20 protein-coding genes and 6 tRNA genes are annotated in these 25,213 nt (G+C 64.3%); 24 read left to right on the top strand and 2 right to left on the bottom strand.

What is annotated here, in order from left to right:
• Positions 1–63 precede the first annotated feature (63 nt).
• From gltX to J5M71_RS10930, 12 genes are all read left to right on the top strand, one after another.
• Entirely contained in the window at positions 64–1,545 is a 1,482-nt protein-coding gene (gltX, locus tag J5M71_RS10985) for a glutamate--tRNA ligase (protein WP_025338230.1), read from the top strand.
• 289 nt (positions 1,546–1,834) lie between these two features.
• Positions 1,835–1,910, top strand: a tRNA-Ala gene (locus tag J5M71_RS10980).
• A gap of 72 nt (positions 1,911–1,982) precedes the next feature.
• Positions 1,983–2,058: transfer RNA gene (locus J5M71_RS10975), tRNA-Glu, on the top strand.
• A 53-nt stretch (positions 2,059–2,111) separates the two neighbouring features.
• Positions 2,112–2,187: transfer RNA gene (locus tag J5M71_RS10970), tRNA-Ala, on the top strand.
• 42 nt (positions 2,188–2,229) lie between these two features.
• Positions 2,230–2,305: transfer RNA gene (locus J5M71_RS10965), tRNA-Glu, on the top strand.
• Between the two features lie 60 nt (positions 2,306–2,365).
• Positions 2,366–2,441, top strand: a tRNA-Ala gene (locus J5M71_RS10960).
• A 42-nt stretch (positions 2,442–2,483) separates the two neighbouring features.
• Positions 2,484–2,559: transfer RNA gene (locus J5M71_RS10955), tRNA-Glu, on the top strand.
• 173 nt (positions 2,560–2,732) lie between these two features.
• Entirely contained in the window at positions 2,733–3,272 is a 540-nt protein-coding gene (locus J5M71_RS10950) for a TetR/AcrR family transcriptional regulator (RefSeq protein ID WP_207832184.1), read from the top strand.
• 15 nt (positions 3,273–3,287) lie between these two features.
• A complete protein-coding gene (locus tag J5M71_RS10945; protein WP_207832182.1) occupies positions 3,288–4,121 on the top strand; it encodes an alpha/beta fold hydrolase in 834 nt (277 codons plus the stop codon).
• Positions 4,122–4,191: 70 nt separating this feature from the next.
• The gene (locus J5M71_RS10940) at positions 4,192–4,626 is read left to right on the top strand and encodes a thioesterase family protein (protein ID WP_207832180.1); all 435 of its coding nucleotides are present in this window, start codon (positions 4,192–4,194) and stop codon (positions 4,624–4,626) included.
• Between the two features lie 50 nt (positions 4,627–4,676).
• Positions 4,677–5,648, top strand: a complete 972-nt coding sequence (locus J5M71_RS10935) for a tRNA-dihydrouridine synthase (protein WP_063913789.1) — start codon at positions 4,677–4,679, stop codon at positions 5,646–5,648.
• Positions 5,649–5,882: 234 nt separating this feature from the next.
• A complete protein-coding gene (locus J5M71_RS10930) occupies positions 5,883–6,326 on the top strand; it encodes an Hsp20 family protein (protein ID WP_085625304.1) in 444 nt (147 codons plus the stop codon).
• A 97-nt stretch (positions 6,327–6,423) separates the two neighbouring features.
• Here the strand turns inward: J5M71_RS10930 and J5M71_RS10925 are convergent, their stop codons facing one another.
• Both J5M71_RS10925 and J5M71_RS10920 read right to left on the bottom strand, forming a co-directional pair.
• Complete coding sequence (locus tag J5M71_RS10925) at positions 6,424–9,720, bottom strand: bifunctional diguanylate cyclase/phosphodiesterase (RefSeq protein ID WP_207832177.1); 3,297 nt, start codon at positions 9,718–9,720, stop codon at positions 6,424–6,426.
• A gap of 62 nt (positions 9,721–9,782) precedes the next feature.
• Entirely contained in the window at positions 9,783–10,661 is an 879-nt protein-coding gene (locus J5M71_RS10920) for a LysR family transcriptional regulator (protein WP_063913792.1), read from the bottom strand.
• A 130-nt stretch (positions 10,662–10,791) separates the two neighbouring features.
• On the opposite strand from J5M71_RS10920, the gene leuC reads away from it, so the two are divergent.
• From leuC to J5M71_RS10860, 12 genes are all read left to right on the top strand, one after another.
• Positions 10,792–12,225, top strand: coding sequence for a 3-isopropylmalate dehydratase large subunit (gene leuC, locus J5M71_RS10915; protein ID WP_013971600.1), 1,434 nt, complete (start codon positions 10,792–10,794; stop codon positions 12,223–12,225).
• On the top strand, positions 12,222–12,866 hold the full coding sequence (leuD, locus tag J5M71_RS10910; RefSeq protein ID WP_054901139.1) for a 3-isopropylmalate dehydratase small subunit: 645 nt from the start codon (positions 12,222–12,224) through the stop codon (positions 12,864–12,866). Before leuC ends, leuD begins: the two co-directional genes overlap by 4 nt.
• A 147-nt stretch (positions 12,867–13,013) precedes the next feature.
• On the top strand, positions 13,014–13,778 hold the full coding sequence (locus J5M71_RS10905; protein WP_063913794.1) for a class I SAM-dependent methyltransferase: 765 nt from the start codon (positions 13,014–13,016) through the stop codon (positions 13,776–13,778).
• Between the two features lie 54 nt (positions 13,779–13,832).
• The gene (gene leuB / locus J5M71_RS10900; protein WP_015269433.1) at positions 13,833–14,915 is read left to right on the top strand and encodes a 3-isopropylmalate dehydrogenase; all 1,083 of its coding nucleotides are present in this window, start codon (positions 13,833–13,835) and stop codon (positions 14,913–14,915) included.
• 63 nt (positions 14,916–14,978) lie between these two features.
• Complete coding sequence (gene asd / locus J5M71_RS10895) at positions 14,979–16,091, top strand: aspartate-semialdehyde dehydrogenase (protein WP_087502434.1); 1,113 nt, start codon at positions 14,979–14,981, stop codon at positions 16,089–16,091.
• Positions 16,092–16,571: 480 nt separating this feature from the next.
• The gene (locus tag J5M71_RS10890; RefSeq protein ID WP_207832175.1) at positions 16,572–17,576 is read left to right on the top strand and encodes an aspartate-semialdehyde dehydrogenase; all 1,005 of its coding nucleotides are present in this window, start codon (positions 16,572–16,574) and stop codon (positions 17,574–17,576) included.
• 71 nt (positions 17,577–17,647) lie between these two features.
• Positions 17,648–20,344, top strand: coding sequence for a FimV/HubP family polar landmark protein (locus tag J5M71_RS10885; protein WP_207832172.1), 2,697 nt, complete (start codon positions 17,648–17,650; stop codon positions 20,342–20,344).
• Positions 20,345–20,556: 212 nt separating this feature from the next.
• A complete protein-coding gene (gene truA, locus J5M71_RS10880) occupies positions 20,557–21,414 on the top strand; it encodes a tRNA pseudouridine(38-40) synthase TruA (RefSeq protein WP_063913798.1) in 858 nt (285 codons plus the stop codon).
• A 61-nt stretch (positions 21,415–21,475) separates the two neighbouring features.
• Positions 21,476–22,096: a phosphoribosylanthranilate isomerase gene (locus J5M71_RS10875; RefSeq protein ID WP_207832170.1), complete on the top strand. Its 621-nt coding sequence runs from the start codon at positions 21,476–21,478 to the stop codon at positions 22,094–22,096.
• Positions 22,097–22,318: 222 nt separating this feature from the next.
• The gene (gene accD / locus J5M71_RS10870) at positions 22,319–23,212 is read left to right on the top strand and encodes an acetyl-CoA carboxylase, carboxyltransferase subunit beta (RefSeq protein ID WP_063913799.1); all 894 of its coding nucleotides are present in this window, start codon (positions 22,319–22,321) and stop codon (positions 23,210–23,212) included.
• Positions 23,212–24,519 carry a bifunctional tetrahydrofolate synthase/dihydrofolate synthase gene (gene folC / locus J5M71_RS10865; protein WP_207832168.1) on the top strand — a complete coding sequence of 436 codons (1,308 nt, stop codon included), beginning with the start codon at positions 23,212–23,214 and terminating at the stop codon, positions 24,517–24,519. Before accD ends, folC begins: the two co-directional genes overlap by 1 nt.
• Entirely contained in the window at positions 24,503–25,162 is a 660-nt protein-coding gene (locus J5M71_RS10860) for an SPOR domain-containing protein (RefSeq protein ID WP_207832166.1), read from the top strand. Before folC ends, J5M71_RS10860 begins: the two co-directional genes overlap by 17 nt.
• The last annotated feature ends 51 nt before the right edge of the window (positions 25,163–25,213 follow it).

Genomic DNA, 25,213 nt, shown 5'->3' with positions numbered 1-25,213 from the left:
GAGCCCGGTGCCTGCCTCCTGCTAACATCCCGCCTTTGTTTCATCTTTCGTTCGAGACCCTCCATGACCACCGTACGCACGCGTATCGCGCCATCGCCTACCGGCGACCCCCATGTCGGCACCGCCTACATCGCCCTGTTCAACTACTGCTTTGCCAAGCAGCACGGCGGTGAGTTCATCCTGCGCATCGAAGACACCGACCAGCTGCGCTCCACGCGCGAGTCGGAACAGCAGATCTTCGATGCCCTGCGTTGGCTCGGCATCGAATGGAACGAAGGGCCGGACGTCGGCGGCCCGCACGGCCCGTACCGGCAGAGCGAACGTGGCGAAATCTACGCCAGGTACGCCAAGGAACTGGTTGACGCCGGCCATGCCTTCTACTGCTTCTGCACCGCCGAAGAGCTGGAGCAGATGCGCGCCGAACAGCAAGCCCGTGGTGAAACCCCGCGCTACGACGGCCGCGCACTGCTGCTGAGCGCCGAGGAAGTGCAGCGCCGTCTGGACGCTGGCGAGCCGCACGTGATCCGCATGAAAGTGCCGAGCGAAGGCGTGTGCGTGGTGCCGGACATGCTGCGTGGTGATGTCGAGATCCCGTGGGACCGCATGGACATGCAGGTGCTGATGAAGAACGACGGCCTGCCGACGTACTTCCTGGCCAACGTGGTCGACGACCATCTGATGGGTATCACCCACGTGCTGCGCGGCGAAGAGTGGCTGCCATCGGCACCCAAGCTGATCAAGCTGTACGAATACTTCGGCTGGGAGCAGCCCAAGCTGTGCTACATGCCGCTGCTGCGTAACCCGGACAAGTCCAAGCTGTCCAAGCGCAAGAATCCGACCTCGGTGACGTTCTACGAGCGCATGGGCTTCATGCCCGAGGCGATGCTCAACTACCTGGGCCGCATGGGCTGGTCGATGCCGGACGAGCGCGAGAAGTTCTCGCTGGCCGAGATGGTCGAGCACTTCGACCTGTCGCGTATCTCGCTGGGCGGCCCGATCTTCGACATCGAGAAGCTGTCCTGGCTGAACGGCCAGTGGCTGCGTGAACTGCCGGTCGAGGAGTTCGCCGCGCGCCTGCAGAAGTGGGCGTTCAACAGCGACTACATGATGAAGATTGCCCCACACGTGCAGGGCCGGGTGGAAACCTTCAGCCAGGTTGCTCCGCTGGGCGGGTTCTTCTTCGAAGGCGCGCTGAAGCTGGATGCCAAGCTGTTCGAAAGCAAGAAACTGTCGGCCGACCAGGTGCGCCAGGTGATCCAGTTGATCCTTTGGAAGCTCGAAAGCCTGCGTCAGTGGGAAAAGGAGCGCATCACCGGTTGCATCCAGGCGGTAGTCGAGGCGCTGGAACTGAAGCTGCGTGACGCCATGCCGCTGATGTTTGCCGCCATTACCGGCCAGGCCAGTTCGGTTTCGGTACTGGACGCGATGGAAATCCTTGGCCCGGACCTGACCCGCTACCGCCTGCGCCAGGCCCTGGACCTGCTGGGTGGTGTGTCGAAGAAAGAAAACAAAGAGTGGGAAAAGCTGCTGGCTTCGATCGCCTGACAGTGGTCCTGGGGCTATAAGCCGAACTTGTGGGAGCGGGTTCACCCGCGAATACGATGGTGCGTGTAACGGCGCATTCGCGGGTAAACCCGCTCCCACATGGCCCACTGTTCAGTTTTGGTAAGGGCAGGGCAGTAAGTGATTGTTATCTGTGAAAATTTTTTTGAATATTTTGAAAAATTCGTTTGACAGCCCTGCAATCCGATCTTAATATGCGCCCCGTCCACAGCGATGAACGAAAACGAAACGCCAGGCACCCAGCCAGCGCTTCGGTTCAAAGCGACATTGTGGGGCTATAGCTCAGCTGGGAGAGCGCCTGCATGGCATGCAGGAGGTCAGCGGTTCGATCCCGCTTAGCTCCACCAAATTCCGCTTGGCAGCCAAGGCTGTCGGGCAAGACCGGGTCCAGCAACCGGGTCTTGAAGGTAAGAAGGTTCGTCCCCTTCGTCTAGTGGCCTAGGACACCGCCCTTTCACGGCGGTAACAGGGGTTCGAGTCCCCTAGGGGACGCCAGTTTTGCACAAGCGATGTTTCATGATGTCGCTGGGCCGAGAGGCTATAAATCCGGGGCTATAGCTCAGCTGGGAGAGCGCCTGCATGGCATGCAGGAGGTCAGCGGTTCGATCCCGCTTAGCTCCACCATTTCTGCCGCGGTTCGCGTAAGCGGATCGGCACGAAGGTTACGTCCCCTTCGTCTAGTGGCCTAGGACACCGCCCTTTCACGGCGGTAACAGGGGTTCGAGTCCCCTAGGGGACGCCACTTTTCCTGCGTTTTGCAGGGCTTTAAAGGCTCGTCGATTACTGATGAGCCTTTTGTTTCGGGGCTATAGCTCAGCTGGGAGAGCGCCTGCATGGCATGCAGGAGGTCAGCGGTTCGATCCCGCTTAGCTCCACCATTTCTGCCGCGGTTCGCACAAGCGGATCGGCACGAAGGTTACGTCCCCTTCGTCTAGTGGCCTAGGACACCGCCCTTTCACGGCGGTAACAGGGGTTCGAGTCCCCTAGGGGACGCCACGTTTACCCGCGTTTTGCGGGACTTTGAAGGCTCATTCGATTATTGAATGGGCCTTTTGTTTTTCTCCCCTCCGCAAAATTCAGCGACCGACAGGCGGCTGCAGATTCCGCTTGCCAAAAAATATTATGCGAATAATATTTCGATCATCATATTTTGATCGACGAGTGGCCTGATGAGCGACAAGAAGAGCAGAACCCGCGAACGCATTCTCGAGGCGGCGCGAAGTGCGCTGATCCAGCACGGCCCGGCCGAGCCTAGCGTCAGTCAGGTCATGGGTGCGGCTGGTCTGACCGTTGGCGGTTTCTATGCCCACTTCGACAGCAAGGACGAGTTGATGCTCGAAGCATTCCGCCAGTTGCTGAGCGAGCGCCGCGCCTTGCTCGCCCAGATCGACCCGAGCCTCGATGGCGCAGGGCGGCGGGCGCTGGCCAGTGCCTTCTACCTGTCGCGCAAGCACCGTGATGCCGAAGTGCACGCCTGCCCGCTGCCTAACTCGCTGGGCGAGATGCAGCGCCTGCCGGAGGCCTTCCGCGAGGTGTTGGCCGAGCACATCGAGCTGATGGCTGCCGCCATGGTCGACCGCCCCGAGGACGCCGACAAGGCCTTGGCCGACCTGGCGCTGATGGTTGGCGGCCTGGCGCTGGCCCGTGCCCTGGGCAGCAGCGAGCTGTCTGATCGTATTCTGCGCGCCGCCAAATCGGCGGTGCTTTAACCCTGGAGCATGGCGATGACTACCCTGAGCTGGATTCGTGGTGTCAATGGCACCCTGGGCCACCTGGTCCCCGAGCACGTCGCGGGCAAGATGCGCCGTGCCTTCATGACCCCGCGCAACCTGCCGCCGCGGGATTGGGAGTTGCCCGTGCTGGCCAGCGCCGAGCGCATTACCCTGCGCTTCGGCTTGTCGGCGCTGCGCTGGGGCAAGGGGCCGACCGTGCTGCTGATGCATGGCTGGGAAGGGCGCCCGACCCAGTTTGCCGCGTTGATCGAAACCTTGGTCCAGGCCGGGCACACGGTGGTGTCGCTGGAAGGGCCGGGGCATGGGCGTTCGCCCGGCGAGCAGGCAAATGTGGTGCTGTTTGCCCGGGCGCTGCTGGAGGCTGCCGCAGAGCTGCCGCCGCTGCGTGCGGTGATTGGCCATTCCATGGGCGGTGCCAGTGTATTGCTGGCCCTGCAGATGGGTTTGCGCACGGAAGCGGCGGTGAGCATTGCAGCCCCGGCGCGCCTGCTGGGCGTACTGCGGGGCTTTGCCCATCGCCTGGGGCTGCCAGCGCGGGCGCGGGCAGCGTTCATTCGTCAGGTGGAGCGGGATGTGGGCATGCCGATTGCGCGGCTGGATGTAGCCGGTTACCAGCTGGAGTTGCCAGGGCTGGTAGTGCATGCCGCCGATGATGCCTTGGTGGCAGCCGATGAGGCCCAGTTGATCCACAAGGCCTGGTTCGATAGCCGCCTGATGCTGCTGGAGGCGGGTGGCCACCAGCGGGTGCTGTCCGATCCACGCCTGAGTGAAGCGGTGCTGGAGCTGCTGGCCCGGGCTGGTGCACCAGCCCGGCAAAGTGCCTGACTTACGCAGAAGGGCTGGACTTTCCCCCGGCGGTCCCTGCTAAATCCACTTTTGCTCCAAGGAAGCGAACATGAGTTGGGACCTGGCAACACCCTTCGTCATCGACCTGCGCGTTGGAACCGAGGATATCGACGGCCTTGGCCACGCCAACAACGCGGTCTACGTCACCTGGCTGGAGCGCTGCGCCTGGCGCCACTCCCAGCGCCTGGGCCTGGATCTGGCCGAATATCGCCGGTTGGACCGGGCCATGGCCGTGGTGCGCCACGAAATCGACTACCTGGCCGCTGCCTATGAGGATGATGAGCTGCAACTGGCCACCTGGATCATCGACTGGGACCAGCGCCTGCGCATGACCCGGCGCTTCCAGCTCAAGCGCCCGCGCGACGGCGTGACCTTGCTGCGCGCCCAGACCACCTTTGCCTGTATCGAGCTGTCCAGCGGCAAGCCCAGGCGCATGCCGGCGGAGTTCCTCGATGGTTATGGCCCGGCGCTGATCGGCGCCTGAAACACCGGCAATTTTTGTTAGACTGCCGGCTTTTCCGCCGAGACCCCGACATGCAAATTGCCCTGGCCCCCATGGAGGGGCTGGTCGACAACATCCTGCGCGACGTGCTGACCCGCGTCGGCGGTATCGACTGGTGCGTCACCGAGTTCATTCGCGTGTGCGACCGCCTGCTGCCGCCTTCCTCGTTCGACAAGCTGGCGCCCGAGTTGCGCAATGGCGCACGCACCGCCGCCGGGGTGCCCATGCGTGTGCAGCTGTTGGGCTCGGACCCCGTGTGCCTGGCGGAAAACGCCGCGCTGGCCTGCGAGCTGGGGGCGCCGGTGATCGACCTGAATTTCGGTTGCCCGGCCAAGACCGTGAACAAGTCCCGTGGTGGCGCAGTGCTGCTCAAGGAGCCGGAGCTGCTGCATGCCATTGTGCGTGAGGTGCGCCGTGCCGTACCGGCGGATATCCCGGTCACCTCGAAGATGCGCCTGGGCTTCGACAGCCCCGATGGCGCCCTGGAGTGCGCCACGGCGCTGGCCGAAGGCGGCTCGGCACACCTGGTGGTGCATGCCCGGACCAAGGTCGAGGGCTACAAGCCGCCGGCCCACTGGGAGTGGGTGGCGCGGGTGCAGGATGTGGTCAAGGTACCTGTGTTCGCCAATGGTGAGATCTGGACCGTGGACGACTGGCGGCGCTGTCGTGAGGTCAGCGGCGCCGAAGACATCATGCTGGGCCGTGGGCTGGTCTCGCGCCCCGACCTGGGACTGCAGATTGCCGCGGCGCGTGATGGGCGGGAGTACCAGCCGATGAGCTGGGACGATCTGCTGCCGTTGCTGCGTGAGTTCTGGCGTCAGGCCCAGGCCAAGTTGTCGCCGCGCTATGCGCCGGGGCGGATGAAGCAGTGGCTGGCGATGCTGACCCGCAGTTATCCCGAAGCGGTGGTGCTGTTTGCCGAGTTGCGGCGCGAGGATGACTGTGCGCGGATCAGCCGGTTGCTGGGGGTTGAGGTGGCTTCCTTCGAAGCTTGTGTTGCCTGATCCGGCCCTTTCGCGGGTGAACCCGCTCCCACAGGTTCGGTGCAGGTTTTGGAATGTGTGAGCTCCCTGTGGGAGCGGGTTTGCCCGCGAAGAGGCCAACAAGCCCAATGCAGAAATCCAGATTTTTTCTGCTCGCCCCTTGAAAGCATTTCCCTCGGCCATATCTCTTGAGTACGCGATGCCGAAGTCGGGTCGCGTAATGACTTACTTGCTGAATCTCAGGAGTTCATGACCATGACTACCGCTTTCTCTCTCGCTCCACTGTTCCGCCATTCCGTTGGTTTCGACCGTTTCAACGACCTGTTCGAGTCCGCGGCACGTAACGAGGCCGGTAGCAGCTACCCGCCCTACAACGTTGAAAAGCATGGCGATGACCACTACCGCATCGTGGTTGCCGCAGCCGGTTTCCAGGAAGACGACCTCGACCTGCAGGTTGAAAAAGGCGTCCTGACCGTGACGGGTGGCAAGCGCGACAATAGCGCTGCTGAAGTGACCTACCTGCATCAGGGGATCGCGCAACGCGCCTTCAAACTGTCGTTCCGCCTGGCCGACCATATCGAGGTCAAGGCCGCCGGCCTGGCCAATGGCCTGCTCAGCATCGACCTGCTGCGCATCGTGCCTGAAGAAGCCAAGGCCAAGCGCATTCCGATCAACGGCGACAAGCCAGCGCTGAACTGATCGTGCAGATGTGAAAAAGGGCACCCTTCGGGGTGCCCTTTTTTGTGCTCATCGCCTGAGGCTGCCCCTCCCTTGTGGGAGCGCATCCGCATCGGTTTCAGTAATCCGCCGGCGCCTCCAGCAACATCTGCCGAAACTCCGTCAGCGGCAGCGGCCGGCTGTGCAAGTACCCCTGGTAAAGGTGGCACCCCAGCCGCTCCAGGAACTCCAGTTGTTCGGTCAGCTCCACCCCTTCGGCAATCACCGTCAGGTCCAGGCTGCGGGCCATGGCGACGATGGCGCGGACGATTTCGGCGTCGTTGGGGTCCACCGGCGCATCGCGCACGAAGGTCTGGTCGATCTTCAGCGTATCCACCGGCAGGCGCTTGAGGTAGGTAAGCGAGGAGTAGCCGGTGCCGAAATCATCCATGGCAAAGCTCACCCCGTAGCGCTTCAGCTCGCGCATCTTGCTGATGGTGTCTTCCAGGTTCTGGATGACGATCCCTTCGGTAATTTCCAGCTTCAGCATCTGCCGTGGCAGGCGGTAATCGTCCAGGCTGCGCAGCACCCGCCCGACAAAGTCGTTCTGGCGGAACTGCCGTGGACTGATGTTCACGCACAGGCTGAAATCGTCGGCGTCGATCAGCCCGTCGCCGAGCATGCGCGCGCAGGCATCGCAAGCTTCGTCAAGGATCCAGCTGCCAACTTCAAGGATCAGGCCGCTTTCTTCCAGTACCTGAATGAATTGCGCAGGCGGCTGCTGACCCAGTTGCGGGTGATGCCAGCGCAGCAGCACCTCGGCGCCGACGATGCGGTTGTCGCGGGCATCCACCTGTGGCTGGAAGTGCAGCGCCAGTTCGCCACGGGCCAGGGCCAGGCGCAGGTCGTTTTCCATGCGCAGGCGCTCGCTGGCGGCCTTCTGCATGGTGGTGTGGAACAACTGAGTGGTATTGCGCCCGGAATCCTTGGCCCGATACAGGGCGATATCGGCACGCTTGAGCAGGTCGGCCGGGGTGGCGCCGTGGTCAGGGATCAGCGCGACGCCAATGCTGGGGGTTACCTGCAGGCGCTGGCCGTCCAGCGACATCGGTTCGGCCAGCAGTTCGCGCAGGGTGTCGGCCAGCCCGCGGACTTTTTCTTCGACCAGCTCGCGGCTGCCTTCCAGGCCGCTGAGCAATACCACGAACTCGTCGCCACCCAGGCGCGCCACGGTGTCTTCCAGGCGCACGCTGGCTTCCAGGCGCGCAGTGATGATCTTCAGCACCGTGTCGCCCACCGGGTGGCCCAGCGAGTCGTTGATGTGCTTGAAATGGTCGAGGTCGAGGAACAGCAGGGCGCCGCGCAGGTTGTGGCGCTTGAGCAGGGCGATCTGCTGGCTCAGGCGGTCCATCAGCAGGGCACGGTTGGGCAGGTTGGTCAGCGGGTCGTGGTAGGCCAGGTGGCGAATCTGCGCCTGGGCATTTTTCAGCTGGCTGACATCGCGGGCGGTCAGCAGCAGGCAGTCCACCTCGTTGAGGGTGATCGGCTCCACCGAAACCTCTACGGTGAGGATATCGCCACGCTTGTTGCGCCCGAGCATCTCGCGGTGGTGCACCCGGCCACGCTCGCGCAATTCGGCCAGCAGGGCGGCGCGCTGCTTGTCGTCGGCCCAGATGCCGATCTCGTACACCGTGTGGCCGACCACTTCGGTGGCGTCGTAGCCGGTCAGGCGGCAGAAGCCGTCGTTGATTTCCAGGTAACGACCGCTGTGGCGTTCGGTGATGGTGATGGCGTCGGGGCTGGAGTGGAAGGCCTTGGCAAACTTCTCCTCGCTGGACTTGAGCGCCGCCTCGGCGCGCTGCTGCTGGGTGATGTCGCGCAGGGTGGTGACGCTGCAGGGCTGGTCGTCGACGGTGATGAGGCGGCTGGAAATCACGCAGGTCAGCGGTGCGCCATTGCGGTGGTTGACCACCACGGCGACGTTGCTCAGGGCCTGCTCGCGGATTACCCGCTCGATGCGTTGTGCGCGCTCGATGGACTCCGCCCACAGGCCGATTTCCTCGGCGGTGCGGCCGATCACCTGGTCGGTGCTCCAGCCGAAGGTCTGGGTGAACGCCGGGTTGATCTCGATGAACTGGCCGGTGTCCTGGCGGGTGACGCAGATCGGGTCGGGGCTGACCTGGAACAGGCTGGCGAACTTCTCTTCCGAGGCGCTCAGGCGCTGTTCTCGCTCAACCTGGTCAGTGATGTCGAGCAAGGTGCCGGCCATGCGCAGCGGGTTGCCCTGCTCGTCGCGGTACAGTCGGGCGCGGCTTTCGATGTAGCGCGAGATGCCGTTTTCCAGTTGCACCCGGTAGGTGATCTGGTAGTTGCCGGCAGGCCCTTCGCGCAGGCTGCGGTAGGCCTGGCGCATCGAGTTGCGTTCTTGCTCCGGTACCCCTTCGAAAAATGCGTCGAACGATTCGTGAAAGGGGATGGGCGGCAGGCCGTGCAACTGCGCGGCGCGGGCCGAGCCGTAGAGCATGCCGCTGGGGATATGCCAGTCCCAGGTCCCCAGCTGTGCCGAGTCCAGGGCCAGGTCCAGGCGCTCCTGGCTGTCCTTCAGGGCCTGCTCGGCGCGTTTGCGATCGGTGGTGTCGATAAAGGTGCTGAGGAGGAAGGTCACACCCTCCAGCTCGATGCCCTGGGTGCAGAGAATGCCGTCGTGCACCTTGCCGCTGACGGCGCGGAACTGTACTTCCAGGATCAGCGGGCCACTATTGGCCCGGGTCGACTCCAGCAACTGGTGGCGCTGTTCGGGGTTGACCCACAGGCCCAGCTCCAGGCTGGTCTTGCCGATCACCTGGCTGCCGGGCCAGCCGAACATGTCTTCGAAGTGCTGGTTGACCTCGAAGATCATGCCGTCGTGGCGGCGGGTGAGCAAAATGGCATTAGGGCTGAGGTGGAACAGGGTGGCGAAGCGTTTTTCCGAATTGATCAGCGCCGTTTCCCGTTCGCGCTGACGGGTGATTTCGCGGATCACCCCGATCATCTGGGGCCGACCATTTGGGTCGTGGGTCAGGCTGCCATTGATTTCCAGCCAGTGCAGGCTACCGTCCGGCCAGCGGATGCGATGGCGCATGGCCTGTTCCACGGGTTCGCCGTTGAACACCGCCTGGAACACCTGGCGTGTGCGCGCGCGGTCTTCCTCGGGCAACAGGTCGAGGTAGTCGACATCGGCGGGTAGCGGGCGCTGCGGGTCGAAGCCGAACAGGGCCTGGGTGCCTCGCGACCAGCTGACCCGGCCGCTGTCGATATCCCATAGCCAGGCACCCAGCCGCGCGCCGTTGAGCGCGGCCAGCAGTTGCGGGGCGTTCTGCCAGGCCTGTTCCGACTCCTGGGGGTCGGCCGCTGGTATACGCGGCAGGCGCAAAAAGCGGTTAACTGATTTGGGCATCGGTACCAGACCTTTGGCGTATGACGCGTCCTTGGAGGTGGCAATACCGGGCTGACGACCGGTCAGGCGGGCCCCGCGTGGCTGTCGAGCAGGGCCATGAATGCCCTGGCTGCGTTCGATAGCGTACGCTCCGTGTGCAAAATGTAGCCTAGCTGGCGCGACAGCTGTATGCCCGGCAAGGCGATGGGTGCAACCTGTTCGTCGAGCATGGTGCGCGGCAGCACGCTCCAGGCCAGGCCGATCGACACCATCATCTTGATGGTTTCCAGATAATTGGTACTCATGGCGATGTTCGGCGTCAGGCCCTGGCTTTCGAACAGGCGCTGGACAATATGGTGGGTAAAGGTGTTGCCGCCGGGGAACACGGCCGGGTGACGGGCGACATCGGCCAGGCTGACCGCATGGTTGTTGGCCAGCGGGTGCTCGGGGGCGGCGACGAAGTCCAGCGCGTCGTCCCATACTGGCACGGCCTTGACCAGGTGGTGCGGCTCGGGCGCCAGGGTGATCACGGCAATCTCGGCGCGGCCATGCAGAATCTCGTCGTAGGCCTGTTCCGAATCCATGAACTGGATATCCAGTGCCACGGCCGGGTACTGACGGGTGAAGGTTCGCAGCAGCGGCGGCAGGCGGTGCAGGCCGATGTGGTGGCTGGTGGCCAGGGTCAGGCGACCGCTCACTTCCCCGGTCAGGTTGGTCAGCGCCCGGCGGGTATCATCGAGCACATTGAGAATCTGGTAGGCCCGTGGCAACAAGGCGCGCCCGGCTTCAGTCAGGGTTACCTCACGGCCCAGGCGGTCGAACAGGCGCACATCCAGCTGCTGCTCCAGGCCGGCGATGCGTTTGCTGATGGCCGGCTGGGTCAGGTGCAGCCGCTCGCCGGCGCCAGAGAAGCTGCCGGTTTCGGCGATGGCGATGAAAGCGCTGAGGTTGGCCAGGTCCATTGCTTGAATTCCTGATGGTTATGCAAAGCATGAAAATTATGAATTTGAGTTATTCAATCTATCGCCATAGCATCGTCCGTACAAGCCAAGGGGTCTTTGGCATAGAAAGACGCTGATGAGGAACAGTCTGATGGCTGGCAAAACGCTCTACGACAAACTCTGGGAAGCCCATGAGGTCAAGCGCCGTGATGACGGCTCGTCCTTGATCTACATCGACCGCCACATCATCCACGAAGTGACGTCGCCCCAGGCCTTCGAAGGCCTGCGCCTGGCCAACCGCAAACCCTGGCGCATCGACGCCAACATCGCCACGCCAGACCACAACGTACCGACCACGCCAGAGCGCAAGGGTGGTATCGAAGCCATCGTCGACCAGGTGTCGCGCCTGCAGGTGCAGACCCTCGACGAGAACTGTGACGAATATGGCATCGTCGAATTCAAGATGAACGACGAGCGTCAGGGTATCGTCCACGTCATCAGCCCGGAGCAGGGTGCCACCTTGCCTGGCATGACCGTGGTCTGCGGTGACTCGCACACCTCCACCCACGGCGCCTTCGGTGCCTTGGCCCATGGCATCGGCACCTCCGAGGTCGAGCATGTGCTCGCTACCCAGTGCCTGGTCGCCAAGAAGATGAAGAACATGCTGGTACGCGTGGAAGGCCAGTTGCCTGCCGGCGTTACCGCCAAGGACATCGTACTGGCCGTGATCGGCAAGATCGGTACCGCCGGTGGTAACGGCCACGCCATGGAATTTGCTGGCAGCGCCATCCGCGAATTGTCGATGGAAGGCCGCATGACCATCTGCAACATGTCCATCGAGGCTGGCGCCCGCGTTGGCCTGGTGGCGGTGGACGACACCACCGTTGCCTACGTCGAAGGCCGCCCGTACGCGCCGAAGGGCGAGCAGTGGAAGCAGGCGGTCGAAGCCTGGAAAGGCCTGGTTTCCGACGCTGACGCGGTGTTCGACACCGTGGTCGAGCTCGACGCTGCGCAAATCAAGCCGCAGGTCAGCTGGGGCACCTCGCCGGAGATGGTCCTCGCCGTCGACCAGCGCGTGCCGGACCCGGCTGCCGAGCCTGACCTGATCAAGCGTGGTTCGATCGAGCGTGCCCTCAAGTACATGGGGCTGGCCGCCAACCAGGCGATCACCGATATCAAGCTCGACCGCGTATTCATCGGCTCGTGCACCAACTCGCGCATCGAAGACCTGCGCGCTGCCGCCGAAATCGCCAAGGGCCGCAAGGTTGCTGCCAACGTCAAGCAGGCGCTGGTGGTACCGGGCTCGGGCCTGGTCAAGGCCCAGGCCGAGCGTGAAGGCCTGGACAAGATCTTCCTCGAAGCCGGTTTCGAATGGCGTGAACCAGGCTGCTCGATGTGCCTGGCGATGAACCCGGACCGCCTGGAGAGCGGCGAGCACTGCGCGTCCACCTCCAACCGCAACTTCGAAGGCCGTCAGGGCGCCGGTGGCCGTACCCACCTGGTCAGCCCGGCCATGGCCGCCGCCGCCGCGGTGACCGGCCACTTCATCGATGTCCGCGAGTTGATCCAAGGGAGCGCAGCATGAAAGCCTTTACCCAGCACACTGGCCTTGTCGCGCCGTTGGACCGTGCCAACGTCGACACCGACCAGATCATCCCCAAGCAGTTTCTCAAGTCGATCAAGCGCACCGGCTTCGGCCCCAATCTGTTCGACGAGTGGCGTTACCTGGACGTGGGCCAGCCTTACCAGGACAACAGCAAGCGCCCGCTGAACAAGGAGTTCGTGCTCAACCACGAACGCTACCAGGGTGCCAGCGTGTTGCTGGCACGGGAGAACTTCGGTTGCGGCTCCAGCCGTGAGCACGCCCCATGGGCGCTGGACGAGTACGGCTTCCGCAGCGTCATCGCGCCAAGCTTTGCCGACATCTTCTTCAACAACAGCTTCAAGAACGGCTTGCTGCCGATCATCCTCAGTGACGAGGAAGTCGACGAGCTGTTCAAGCAGGTCGAAGCCAACCCGGGCTACCAGCTGACCATCGACCTGCAGGCGCAGGCGGTGACCCGCCCGGATGGCAAGGTACTGCACTTCGAGATCGATGCGTTCCGCAAGCACTGCCTGCTCAACGGTCTGGACGACATCGGTCTGACCCTGCAGGACAGCGATGCGATCAAGGCCTTCGAAGGCAAGCACCGCGCCGGGCAGCCTTGGCTGTTCCGTGATGCCTGAAGTGTGCAGGTAACAGTACCGGCCTCTTCGCGGGCACGCCCGCTCCCACAGGGATATCACCAGCCCTGAGAGCAGCGCTGTACCTGTGGGAGCGGGCACGCCCGCGAAAGGGCCGGTACAGGCAGCAAAAAAACAAAGGATCGAGACATGACCAGCACCCAGCACACCGATGTGGTCCAACGCCAGTTCGGCGAACAGGCCAACGCCTACCTCAGCAGCGCCGTGCACGCCCAGGGCAGTGAATTCGCCCTGCTGCAGGCCGCGCTGGCGGGGCAGGGCGATGCCCGCGTGCTCGACCTGGGCTGCGGTGCCGGTCATGTCAGCTTCCATGTCGCCCCGCTGGTCGCCGAAGTGGTCGCCTACGACCTCTCGCAAGCCATGCTCGACGTGGTCGCCAGTGCCGCCGCCGAGCGCGGCCTGGCCAATATCAGCACCGAACGCGGTGCCGCCGAACGCCTGCCGTTCGCCGACGCTTCGTTCGATTTTGTCTTCAGCCGCTACTCTGCCCACCACTGGAGCGACCTGGGCCTGGCCCTGCGCGAGGTGCGTCGGGTGCTCAAGCCGGGTGGCGTGGCAGCGTTCATCGACGTCATGTCGCCGGGCAGCCCGCTGCTCGACACCTACCTGCAAACGGTCGAAGTGCTGCGCGACACCAGCCACGTGCGCGACTACTCCGCCGCCGAATGGCAACGCCAGGTCAGCGAAGCCGGCCTGCACGTACGTAGCCACACCCGCCAGCCGCTGCGCCTGGAGTTCGGCAGTTGGGTCGAGCGCATGCGTACCCCCGAGCCTATGCGCGTGGCCATCCGCCAATTGCAGCAAGCCATGGGCGAAGAAGTACGGCAGTATTACCAGATCGAGGCCGATGGCTCGTTCAGCACCGATGTGCTGGTGTTGTGGGCCGAGCGTTAAGAACTTTTCGGTGGGGCCCGTTTGGCCGCACCGCGTGAATGGATAGAGGAAAGCATGAGCAAGCAGATTCTGATTCTCCCAGGTGACGGTATCGGTCCGGAAATCATGGCCGAGGCGGTCAAGGTGCTGGAGCTGGCCAACGACAAGTTCCAGCTCGGCTTCAACCTGGAGCACGACGTGATCGGTGGCGCCGCCATCGACAAGCACGGCGTGCCGCTGGCCGACGAGACCCTGGAGCGTGCGCGCAAGGCCGATGCCGTGCTGCTGGGCGCCGTGGGCGGGCCGAAGTGGGACAAGATCGAGCGTGACATCCGCCCGGAGCGCGGCCTGCTGAAAATCCGTTCGCAACTGGGCCTGTTCGCCAACCTGCGCCCGGCCATCCTCTATCCGCAACTGGCCGATGCCTCGTCGCTCAAGCCAGAGATCGTTTCGGGCCTGGACATCCTCATCGTCCGTGAGCTGACCGGCGGTATCTACTTCGGTGCCCCGCGTGGCCAGCGCGAGCTGGAAGGCGGCGAGCGCCAGGCCTACGACACCCTGCCGTACAGCGAAAGCGAAGTGCGCCGCATTGCCCGTGTCGGCTTCGACATGGCCCGCGTGCGTGGCAAGAAGCTGTGCTCGGTGGACAAGGCCAACGTCCTGGCTTCCAGCCAGCTGTGGCGTGAAGTGGTCGAGGACGTGGCCAAGGACTACCCGGATGTGGAACTGAGCCACATGTACGTCGACAACGCTGCCATGCAGCTGGTGCGTGCGCCCAAGCAGTTCGATGTGATGGTGACCGACAACATGTTCGGTGACATTCTGTCGGATGAGGCTTCCATGCTGACCGGTTCCATCGGCATGCTGCCTTCGGCGTCGCTGGATGCCGACAACAAGGGCATGTACGAGCCGTGCCACGGCTCGGCGCCGGACATCGCCGGCCTTGGCATTGCCAACCCGCTGGCGACCATCCTGTCGGTGTCGATGATGCTGCGTTACAGCTTCAATCAGTCGGCTGCCGCCGAGGCAATCGAGAAGGCCGTGAGCCTGGTCCTGGACCAGGGCTTGCGCACCGGCGACATCTTCTCCGAAGGCTGTCGCAAAGTTGGTACGCAGGAAATGGGCGACGCAGTAGTCGCAGCGCTGCGGAATCTGTAATCTCTCTGGCCCGCCACCCAAAATTCCCGGTGGCGGCCCACTTTTAGCAAAGGTGTAGTTGCGATGAAACGTGTAGGTCTGATCGGTTGGCGCGGTATGGTCGGTTCCGTGCTCATGCAGCGGATGCTGGAGGAGCAGGATTTCGACCTTATCGAGCCGGTGTTCTTCACCACCTCCAATGTTGGCGGCCAGGGCCCGAACGTGGGCAAGGATACAGCTCCGCTCAAGGACGCTTATTCGATTGAAGAACTCAAGACCCTCGACGTGATCCTGACCTGCCAGGGCGGCGACTACACCAACGAGGTCTTCCCCAAGCTGCGTGAAGCCGGCTGGCAGGGCTACTGGATCGACGCCGCTTCGTCCCTGCGCATGCAGGATGACGCGGTGATCATCCTCGACCCGGTCAACCGCAAGGTCATCGACCAGCAGCTGGACGCCGGTACCAAGAACTACATCGGCGGCAACTGCACCGTCAGCCTGATGCTGATGGGCCTGGGCGGCCTGTTCGAAGCCGGCCTGGTCGAGTGGATGAGCGCCATGACCTACCAGGCGGCCTCGGGTGCCGGCGCACAGAACATGCGCGAGCTGATCAAGCAGATGGGGGCTACCCATGCTGCCGTTGCCGATGACCTGGCCAACCCGGCCAGCGCCATCCTCGACATCGACCGCAAGGTTGCCGAGGCCATGCGCAGCGAAGCGTTCCCGACCGAGAACTTCGGCGTACCGCTGGCTGGCAGCCTGATCCCGTGGATCGACAAGGAACTGCCGAACGGCCAGAGCCGTGAAGAGTGGAAGGCCCAGGCCGAGACCAACAAGATCCTCGGCCGCTTCAAGAGCCCGATCCCGGTCGACGGTATCTGCGTGCGCATCGGCGCCATGCGTTGCCACAGCCAGGCGCTGACCATCAAGCTGAACAAGGACGTGCCACTGGCCGACATCGAAGGCATGATCAGCCAGCACAACCCTTGGGTGAAGCTGGTGCCGAACCAGCGTGAAATCAGCATGCAGGAGCTGAGCCCGACCAAGGTTACCGGTACCCTGAACATTCCGGTTGGCCGCCTGCGCAAGCTGAACATGGGTTCGCAGTATCTGGGCGCGTTCACCGTCGGTGACCAGCTGCTGTGGGGCGCGGCCGAACCGCTGCGCCGCATGCTGCGGATTCTGCTGGAGCGTTGATCGTTCCGGTTTGACCGAAAACCCGCGCTGGTGACAGCGCGGGTTTTTTTTGGTCTGGGGAAGTGTTTTGGCTGCAAGGTGCTCGCCACGGCATTTTCAGCGCCTGTTAGATCGAGCGCCGCCCGCGCGGCGCATCGCGAGCGAAGCTCGCTCCTACATTTGTTTCGGGCCAGTCAAGCCTGTGGCAGGTGCGCGCGACCGCCTTGTTTGTACGACACAATTTCGCGTCATGCCCAAAGCATTCGCGCGCAAATCCCACAGGATAAATTGGCCCGAAACAAATGTAGGAGCGAGCTTCGCTCGCGATGCGCCGCGCGGGCGGCGCTCGATCTAACAGGCGCCAAATATCTCACGCCCCCCAGCGGCCATCACCCATTCAAATGCGGGGCCTGTCATACCCGCCATAGGGTCAACGAAGACAAACGCCTACAATCCAAGTAAAGTGCCGCCCCCGCCGTTTTCAGCAAAAGGATCCCTTCCATGACACACCCTTTGGACATCGCCGTCGTCGGCGCCACCGGCAGCGTCGGTGAAGCCCTGGTGCAGATCCTCGAAGAGCTGGATTTCCCGGTCGCCACCCTGCACCTGCTGGCCAGCATGGAATCGGCGGGCAGCAGCGTGATGTTCGCCGGCAAGAAGCTGAAGGTGCGCGAAGTGGACAGCTTCGACTTCGCCCAGGTCAAGCTGGCCTTCTTCGCCGCAGGCGCCGCGGTCAGCCGCAGCTTTGCCAGCAAGGCGCTGCAGGCAGGCTGCACGGTCATCGACCTGTCCGCTGGCCTGGACGACGCCCTGGCCCTGGTGCCTGAAGCCAACGCCGAACGCCTGGCTGGCCTGGCATTGCCCGCCCGCATCGTCAGCCCGTGCTCGGCTGCGGTTGCCCTGGCCGTGGCGCTGGCACCGCTCAAGGGGCTGCTGGATATCGAACGGGTGCAGGTAATGGCCGCGCTGGCGGTGTCCGCGCAAGGCCGTGAAGCGGTCAACGAACTGGCCCGGCAAACCGCCGAGCTGCTCAATGCCCGACCGCTGGAGCCGCGCTTCTTCGACCGCCAGGTGGCGTTCAACCTGTTGGCCCAGGTCGGCACCGCCGATGAGCACGGCCACACGGCGCTGGAGCACCGCCTGGTCAGCGAACTGCGTATGCTGCTGGGCCTGCCTGAGCTGAAGATTTCCGTGAGCTGCGTTCAAGTCCCGGTGTTTTTTGGCGATAGCTTCAGTGTGGCGGTGCAGAGCCGTCGCCCGGTAGACCTGGATGCGGTCAACCAGGCCCTCGAGGCGGCCGACAGCGTCGAGCTGGTGGAGCGCGATGATTATCCGACCCCGGTTGGCGACGCAGTGGGCCAAGACGTGGTCTATGTTGGTCGTGTACGGCACGGTGTTGATGAAGACCAGCAGCTCAACCTCTGGCTGACCACCGACAACGTACGAAAAGGCGCCGCGCTCAATGCCGTGCAAGTGGCGCAATTGTTGATTAAACACATGCCGTAAAAGATACTGGCGAGCACTTTTGTCCTGCTCCGCATGCAGGTTTCAGGACGCTTCATACAAGGGAAGAGGTCATGCTTCGAATTCGCAAACTGGTTCTGGCCATGGCTGCAGCATCGGCGCTGTCGTCGGGCATGGCGAATGCCCTGGGCCTGGGGGAGCTGACTCTCAAGTCGGCACAGAATCAGCCGCTGGACGCCGAGATCGAGCTGCTCGACGTGCGCGACCTCACCGCCGCCGAAGTGGCGCCGAGCCTGGCACCGCCGGAAGAGTTCAGCAAGGCCGGGGTGGCGCTGCCGACTTACCTCGAAGACCTCACCTTCACACCGGTGATCAACCCCAACGGCAAGAGCGTGCTGCGGGTTACCTCCAGCCAGCCGCTGCCGGGGCCGGTGGTAAAGTTCCTGGTCCAGGTGATGTGGCCGCAGGGGCGCCTGCTGCGTGACTACAGTGTGTTGCTCGACCAGGCCAAGGCCCAGGGCGACAAGCCGGCGGCTGGCAACGTCGCGCCGGCGGTGACCGGTGCCGGCAGCTATACCACCCAGCGCCGTGACACCTTGTGGCAGATTGCCGCGCGCAACACCCAGGGTGGCTCGATCCAGCAGACCATGATCGCGATCCAGGCGCTGAACCCGGACGCCTTCATCGGCAACAACATCAACCAGCTGAAGGTTGGCCAGGTGCTGCGCCTGCCCGACCAGCAGCAGATCCAGAATATCCCGCAGGGCGAGGCGACCGCTGAGGTGGCCGAGCAGTATGCCGCTTGGCGTGAAGGCCGCCGCCTGGGGCCGCGGGCCCGCCAGTTGGACGCCACCCGTCGCGGGGCGGCCGAGGCAGCGCCTGCGCGTATCGCCCAGGGCGACAACCTGCGCCTGGTCAGCCCGGGCAACCAGGCCGGTGCCGACCAGGCCAAGGCCCTCAGCGACAAACTGGCGGTGGCCCAGGAAAGCCTGGACACCAGCCGTCGCGACAACGAAGAACTCAAGAGCCGCATGGCCGATCTGCAGAGCCAGCTGGACAAGCTGCAGCGTCTGATCGAGCTGAAGAACAACCAGCTGGCCCGCCTTGAAGCCCAGGGTGCGGCTGCCCCGGTCCAGCCGGTGGTCAAGCCTGCGCCCGCTGCCGTCGATAGCGCACCCAAGCCGGTGCCAGCCGCCGAGGTTGCACCTGCCGGCAGCGTGGTCGACGAAATCATGGGCAACCCGCTGTTGCTTGGGCTGATCGCCGGTAGTGCCTTCCTCGTGCTGCTGCTTCTGCTGTTGTTGCTGGCGCGCAAGCGCAAGGCTCAGCAGGAGGCTGAAAAGCACCTGCGCATGGCGCGGGCGCTCGAAGAAGAGCAAGGCGCAGGCTTCGACAGCGATAGCGCAAGCCTCGATGGGGTCGAGGTCTCGGCCCCGAGTGTGACCCTGTCGCCGGCCGTGGTCGCTGCTTCGGTTGCCGCTGCAGCCGCCGCGGAAAAACCGGCGGCACCCGCCGTCGAAGCGCAGCCTGAAGCGCAAGCCGACCCCCACGCCGCGCTGTTGGCGGAGGTCGAGCAATGCGTGGCCGAAGGCCGCCTGAACCGCGCTACCGACCTGCTGGAGCCTGCCGTTGCCGCCGCGCCACAGCGTGACGATCTGCGCCTGAAACTGATGGACGTGTACGCCCGCCAGGGTGACCAGAGCGCGTTCGTCGAGCAGGAGCGCAAGCTGCCTGCCAGCGAGCAGAACAGCGCAGCGGTTGCCGGGCTGAAAGAGCGCTACCCGGCCATGCTTGGCCTGGCCGCAGCCGGCTTGGGTGCGGCGGCCCTGGCTGCCGAGATGGATGAGCAGTACGTGCAGGAACTGCTGCTGGATCAGCCTGAAACGCCCGTGGTTGCCGAGGCGGCGCCCGAGGAACTGCCGGCGTTCGAGCCAGAGGCCGTCGCGCAGGCCGAACCTGAGGCCGTGCTCGAGCCTGAAGTTGAATTGGATGCTGAGCTGGATGCCTTCGACGAAGCGCCGACCCTCGATGCGCCGGGCCTGGACGAGCAGGGCCTGGACAGTGCCTTCGACCTGAGCCTGGGTGAAGACCTGCCTGACGAAGACCCGCTGGCAGCGCCGCTGCTGGACGAACCGGTGACGCAGCAACCTGTACTCGACGAGCCGGTACTGGATGAACCCGCGCTGGGAGCAGCCCAGTCGGAAGAAGCGCCGTTTGCCGTGGATGCCGAGCTACAGGCCGATGCCGACGCCGATTTCGAGGCCATGCTGGCCCAGGCCGAGCCACAGCCTGCTGTGGATCTGTCCGATTTCGACCTCGATATCAGCGAACCGGTTGCCCCGGCCGCCCCGGCTGCGGTCAACGAAACCCCGGTGGATGTCGCTGCCGAGCTGGCTGCCTTCGACAGCGAACCAGCGTTCGATCCGCTTTCCGAGTTCGACCTGCCATCCGACTTCGACCTGTCGTTGTCGCTGGAAGACGATTCGCCGGCGGCCAAGAGCTTTGCCTCGGAACTGGACGACGTCAACGCCGAACTGGACAAGCTGTCGCAGAGCCTCGAGTCGCCGTCGCTGGAGCCACACTTCACCAGCGAAGACGCGGCTGCCCAGCCCGAGCCTGAGCCACTGGACGACCTGGACTTCGACTTCTTCTCCGGCAGCGACGAAGTGGCCACCAAGCTTGACCTGGCTCGCGCCTATATCGACATGGGCGACAACCAGGGGGCGCGCGACATCCTCGATGAAGTGGTCAAGGATGGCGACGACAGCCAGCGCCAGGAAGCCGAGGACATGCTCTCCCGGTTGGTCTGAAAGTTGGAGCCAATATTGGCTCCAGCGCGGTCATTGTGGGAGCGGCCTTGTGTCGCGAAAGGGCCGCAAAGCGGCCCCAGGATTTCAGTCATACCGCCGATATCGCCGGGGCCGCTATGCGGCCCTTTCGCGACACAAGGCCGCTCCCACAGCCCTACACGGCTGCCGTTGTCGTTATAATCCCCGCCATTCCGTACACCCCCACAGGTTTCATGCTCTTGGACATCATCGACACCGCCGCCGAGTCCGCGGCCGAAGGCTACTCCCGCATCGCCCTGGGCGTGGAATACAAGGGCGCGCGCTACCGTGGCTGGCAGCGCCAGGCCAGTGGCGTGCCCAGTGTCCAGCAGGCCCTGGAGCAGGCGCTGTCCAAGGTGGCCAACGAGCCGATCTCGGTCATCTGCGCCGGGCGCACCGACGCCGGTGTGCATGGCTGCGGGCAGATCGTGCACTTCGACACCCGCGCCGTGCGCGACGAACGCGCCTGGACCATGGGCACCAACTTCAACCTGCCCCATGACATCAGCGTGGTCTGGTCGCGGCCGATGCCGGCCGACTTCCATGCCCGTTTCAAGGCCTGCGCCCGGCGTTACCGCTACGTCATCTACAACGACCCGATCCGCCCGGCGCACCTGGCCGAGGAAGTCACCTGGAACCACCGACCGCTGGATGTCGAGCGCATGGCCGAAGCCGCGCAGTTTCTGCTCGGTACCCATGACTTCAGTGCCTTCCGCGCCAGCCAGTGCCAGGCCAAATCGCCGATCAAGCACATCTATCACCTGCGCGTCACCCGCCATGGCCAGATGATCGTGCTGGACGTGCGCGCCACGGCCTTCCTGCACCACATGGTGCGTAACATTGCCGGTGTACTGATGACCATTGGTGCCGGCGAGCGCCCGGTCACCTGGGCGCGTGAGGTGCTGGAGGGGCGCAACCGCCGCGAAGGCGGGGTCACGGCGCACCCGTACGGCCTCTACCTGGTGCAGGTGGAGTACCCCGAGGAGTACGCGCTGCCCAAGCGTTACATCGGCCCACACTTTTTGACCGGCTACGAGGCATTGGCAGACTGACGGGCGAAAAGTCATTTGCTAACATCCGGCCTTTCACCGTAACAAGCAGGGTTCGCTGTCCATGAGCAATGTTCGCAGCAAGATCTGCGGGATTACCCGCATCGAAGACGCACTTGCCGCTGCTGAAGCGGGTGCCGATGCCATCGGCCTGGTCTTCTATGCCAAGAGCCCGCGCGCCGTGGACGTGCGCCAGGCGCGCGCGATCATCGCCGAGCTGCCGCCGTTCGTGACCACGGTCGGGCTGTTCGTCAACGCCTCGCGTTGCGAGCTGAACGAGATCCTCGAAGTGGTTCCGCTGGACCTGCTACAGTTCCACGGCGACGAAGCCCCGCAGGACTGCGAAGGCTACCACCGCCCCTGGATCAAGGCCCTGCGCGTGCGCCCGGGCGACGACCTGGAGGCGGCCTGCCAGCTTTACGCCGGTGCCCGCGGCATCCTGCTGGACACCTATGTGCCGGGTGTGCCCGGAGGCACCGGTGAAGCGTTCGACTGGTCGCTGGTGCCGGCGCGCCTGAGCAAGCCGATCATTCTGGCGGGCGGGCTGTCTGCCGACAACGTTGGCCAGGCCATCGCCCAGGTGCGGCCGTATGCAGTGGATGTCAGTGGCGGCGTGGAGCAAGCCAAGGGCATCAAGGACGCGGCGAAGATCGAGGCCTTCATGCGTGCGGTGAAACAGGCGTGATGGCAGATGTGACGGCTGGCTGCGCGCCATCGTCCATAGCTTTCGCAGCCCTGCGGGGCAGCCGCCCGAGCCTGTGGCGGCAGAACAATACATTAGCGGTGGGGTGGCGCGCTGGAAGTCCCGGCGGCCGGTCCATCATCGTTTCATAAAAGATTTTGAGCTCAAGGGCAGGGCAGGGCCGGCGACACCGGCCCATGCCTGCCAATACTGGAGAAAGAAAGCATGAGCAACTGGTTAGTCGACAAACTGATCCCTTCGATCATGCGTTCCGAGGTGAAGAAGAGCTCGGTGCCTGAAGGCCTGTGGCACAAGTGCCCGGCCTGCGAGGCCGTGCTGTATCGTCCGGAGCTGGAAAAGACCCTGGATGTCTGCCCCAAGTGCAACCACCACATGCGCATCGGCGCACGTGCGCGCATCGACATCTTCCTCGACGCCGATGGCCGTGCCGAACTGGGCGCCGACCTGGAGCCGGTCGACCGCCTGAAGTTCCGTGATGGCAAGAAGTACAAGGACCGCCTGACTGCCGCGCAGAAGCAGACCGGCGAGAAGGACGCCCTGATCTCCATGAGCGGCACCTTGATGGGTATGCCGATCGTGGTCAGCGCCTTCGAGTTCTCGTTCATGGGCGGCTCCATGGGCGCCATCGTCGGCGAGCGCTTCGTGCGCGCGGCCAACTACGCCCTGGAGCACCGCTGCCCGATGGTGTGCTTCTCCGCCTCTGGCGGTGCGCGCATGCAGGAAGCGCTGATCTCGCTGATGCAGATGGCCAAGACCTCGGCCGTGCTGGCACGCCTGCGCGAAGAAGGCATCCCGTTCATCTCGGTACTGACCGACCCGGTGTACGGTGGTGTTTCCGCCAGCCTGGCCATGCTCGGTGACGTGATCGTTGGCGAGCCGAAGGCACTGATCGGCTTCGCCGGCCCGCGCGTGATCGAGCAGACCGTGCGCGAAAAGCTGCCGGAAGGCTTCCAGCGCAGCGAGTTCCTGCTGGAACACGGCGCCATCGATCTGATCATCGCCCGTGGCGAACTGCGCCCGCGTCTGGCCCGTCTGCTGGCGCAGATGACCGGCCAGGAAACCCCGGAGCAAGCGCGTGAGGCGGCTGCCGTCGCGTGATGAAACAACGATCCCTGGGCGAATGGCTCGCCTACCTCGAGCAGTTGCACCCCTCGGCCATCGACATGGGCCTGGAGCGGTCGCAGAAGGTGCTTGCCCGGCTGGCGCTGGGCAAGCTGGCGCAGCGCGTGGTGACGGTGACCGGCACCAACGGCAAGGGCTCGACCTGCGCCTTCGTGGCCTCGCTACTGCAAGCCCAGGGGCTCAAGGTGGGCGTGTACAGCTCGCCGCACCTGTTGCGTTACAACGAGCGGGTGCTGATCGACGGCCAGGAAGCCAGCGATGAGCGCCTGTGCGAAGCCTTCGCCGCCGTCGAGGCGGCACGGGGCGAAATTTCCCTGACCTATTTCGAGATGGGCACCCTGGCCGCGTTCTGGTTGTTCTACCAGTCGCAACTGGATGCCGTGGTACTGGAAGTGGGTCTTGGTGGCCGTCTGGACACCGTGAACGTGGTGGATGCCGACCTGGCTCTGGTGACCAGCATCGGTGTCGACCATGTCGATTACCTGGGGGATACCCGCGAGTTGGTGGCCTTCGAGAAGGCCGGCATCTTCCGTCAGGGCAAGCCGGCACTGTGCGGTGACCTGGATCCGCCTCAGCCGCTGCTGGACAAGGCTGCCGAACTGGCTGCGCCGCTGTTCCTGCGTGGGCGTGACTTCGACCTGGCCAGTGCCGATGGCCACTGGAGCTGGCGGGGTACTGCGGCCGATGGTGCGCAGGTAGAGCTGCATGACCTGCCTTTGCTCGACCTGCCCATGGAAAACGCCACGCTGGCCCTGCAGGCCTACCTGCTGATGGGCCTGCCCTGGGACGCCGGGCAGATTCGCCAGGCGCTGCTGGATACGCGCATCACTGGCCGCCTCGACCGTCGCCTGCTGAGCTGGCAGGGCAAGCCGGTGGAGCTGTTGCTGGATGTCGGGCACAACCCGCATGCTGCAGAGTACCTGGCCCGGCGCCTGGCGGCCCGGCCGCTCAAGGGGCGCCGCCTGGCGGTGTTCGGTCTGCTCGCCGACAAGGACCTGGGTGGCGTTGTCGCGCCGCTGCAGGGCCTGGTCGACGATTGGGCGGTAGCGCCACTGGATACCCCGCGCAGCCGCCCGGCTGCGGAACTGGTAACGGCCTTGACGAACGTCGGCGCAGCGGTGAAGTCTTATGCCAGCGTCGGCGCCGCCCTTGAAGGGCAATGCGCGCAGGCGACGGCGGATGACCAGATCTTGCTGTTCGGTTCGTTTTTCTGTGTTGCCCAGGCGCTGGAATGGCTGGAGCGGCACGCCCAGGAGGGTGGAGTAGATGGCAGTGCTGGATAAAGGGATGAAACAGCGCATGGTGGGTGCGTTGGTGCTGGTGGCGCTGGCGGTTATCTTCCTGCCGATGCTGTTCACCCGCGAGGACGAGATGCGCCAGGTGCACGTCGAGGCCCCGCAGGCACCGGCCATGCCAAACTTGCCGGAAGTGAAGGTGGAGCCGGTCGCCGTGCCGGAACCGCAGGCTATTCCGGCTGAGCCGCAACAGCCACCGGTGGTGGTGGACGAGTCCACGGCACCGGCGAGCACGCCCAGCCAGCCGATTACACCGTCGCCGCAGACCCAGCCCCAGGTACAAGTGCAGCCCCAGCCGGCCAAGCCGCAGGCGCCCGTGGCCAAGGTCGAGCCTCAGCCGGCAGCCAAGCCGGCCGCGCCAGCGGCGCCGTCGAAGATCGATGTCAATGGCCTGCCGGTCAGCTGGGCGATCCAGTTGGCCAGCCTGTCCAACCGTGCCGGTGCCGAAAAACTCCAGCAAACCTTGCGTAGCCAGGGTTACAACGCCTATATCCGCTCGGCGGGTGGCATGAACCGGGTGTACGTCGGGCCGCTGATCGAGCGCGCCGAGGCCGAGCGCGTGCGTGACGCCATCAACCGCCAGAACAGCCTCAAGGGCTTCGTGGTGCGCTTCCAGCCTGAACGCAGCTGATACCCCCGGGGCGGCTTTGCCGCCCATTCGCGGGTAAACCCGCTCCCACAG

Source organism: Pseudomonas sp. 43(2021), from assembly GCF_017490805.1.
Taxonomy (GTDB): domain Bacteria; phylum Pseudomonadota; class Gammaproteobacteria; order Pseudomonadales; family Pseudomonadaceae; genus Aquipseudomonas.
Note: the sequence above shows the minus strand (reverse complement) of the source record. Positions and strands in the feature narration are given on the sequence as shown.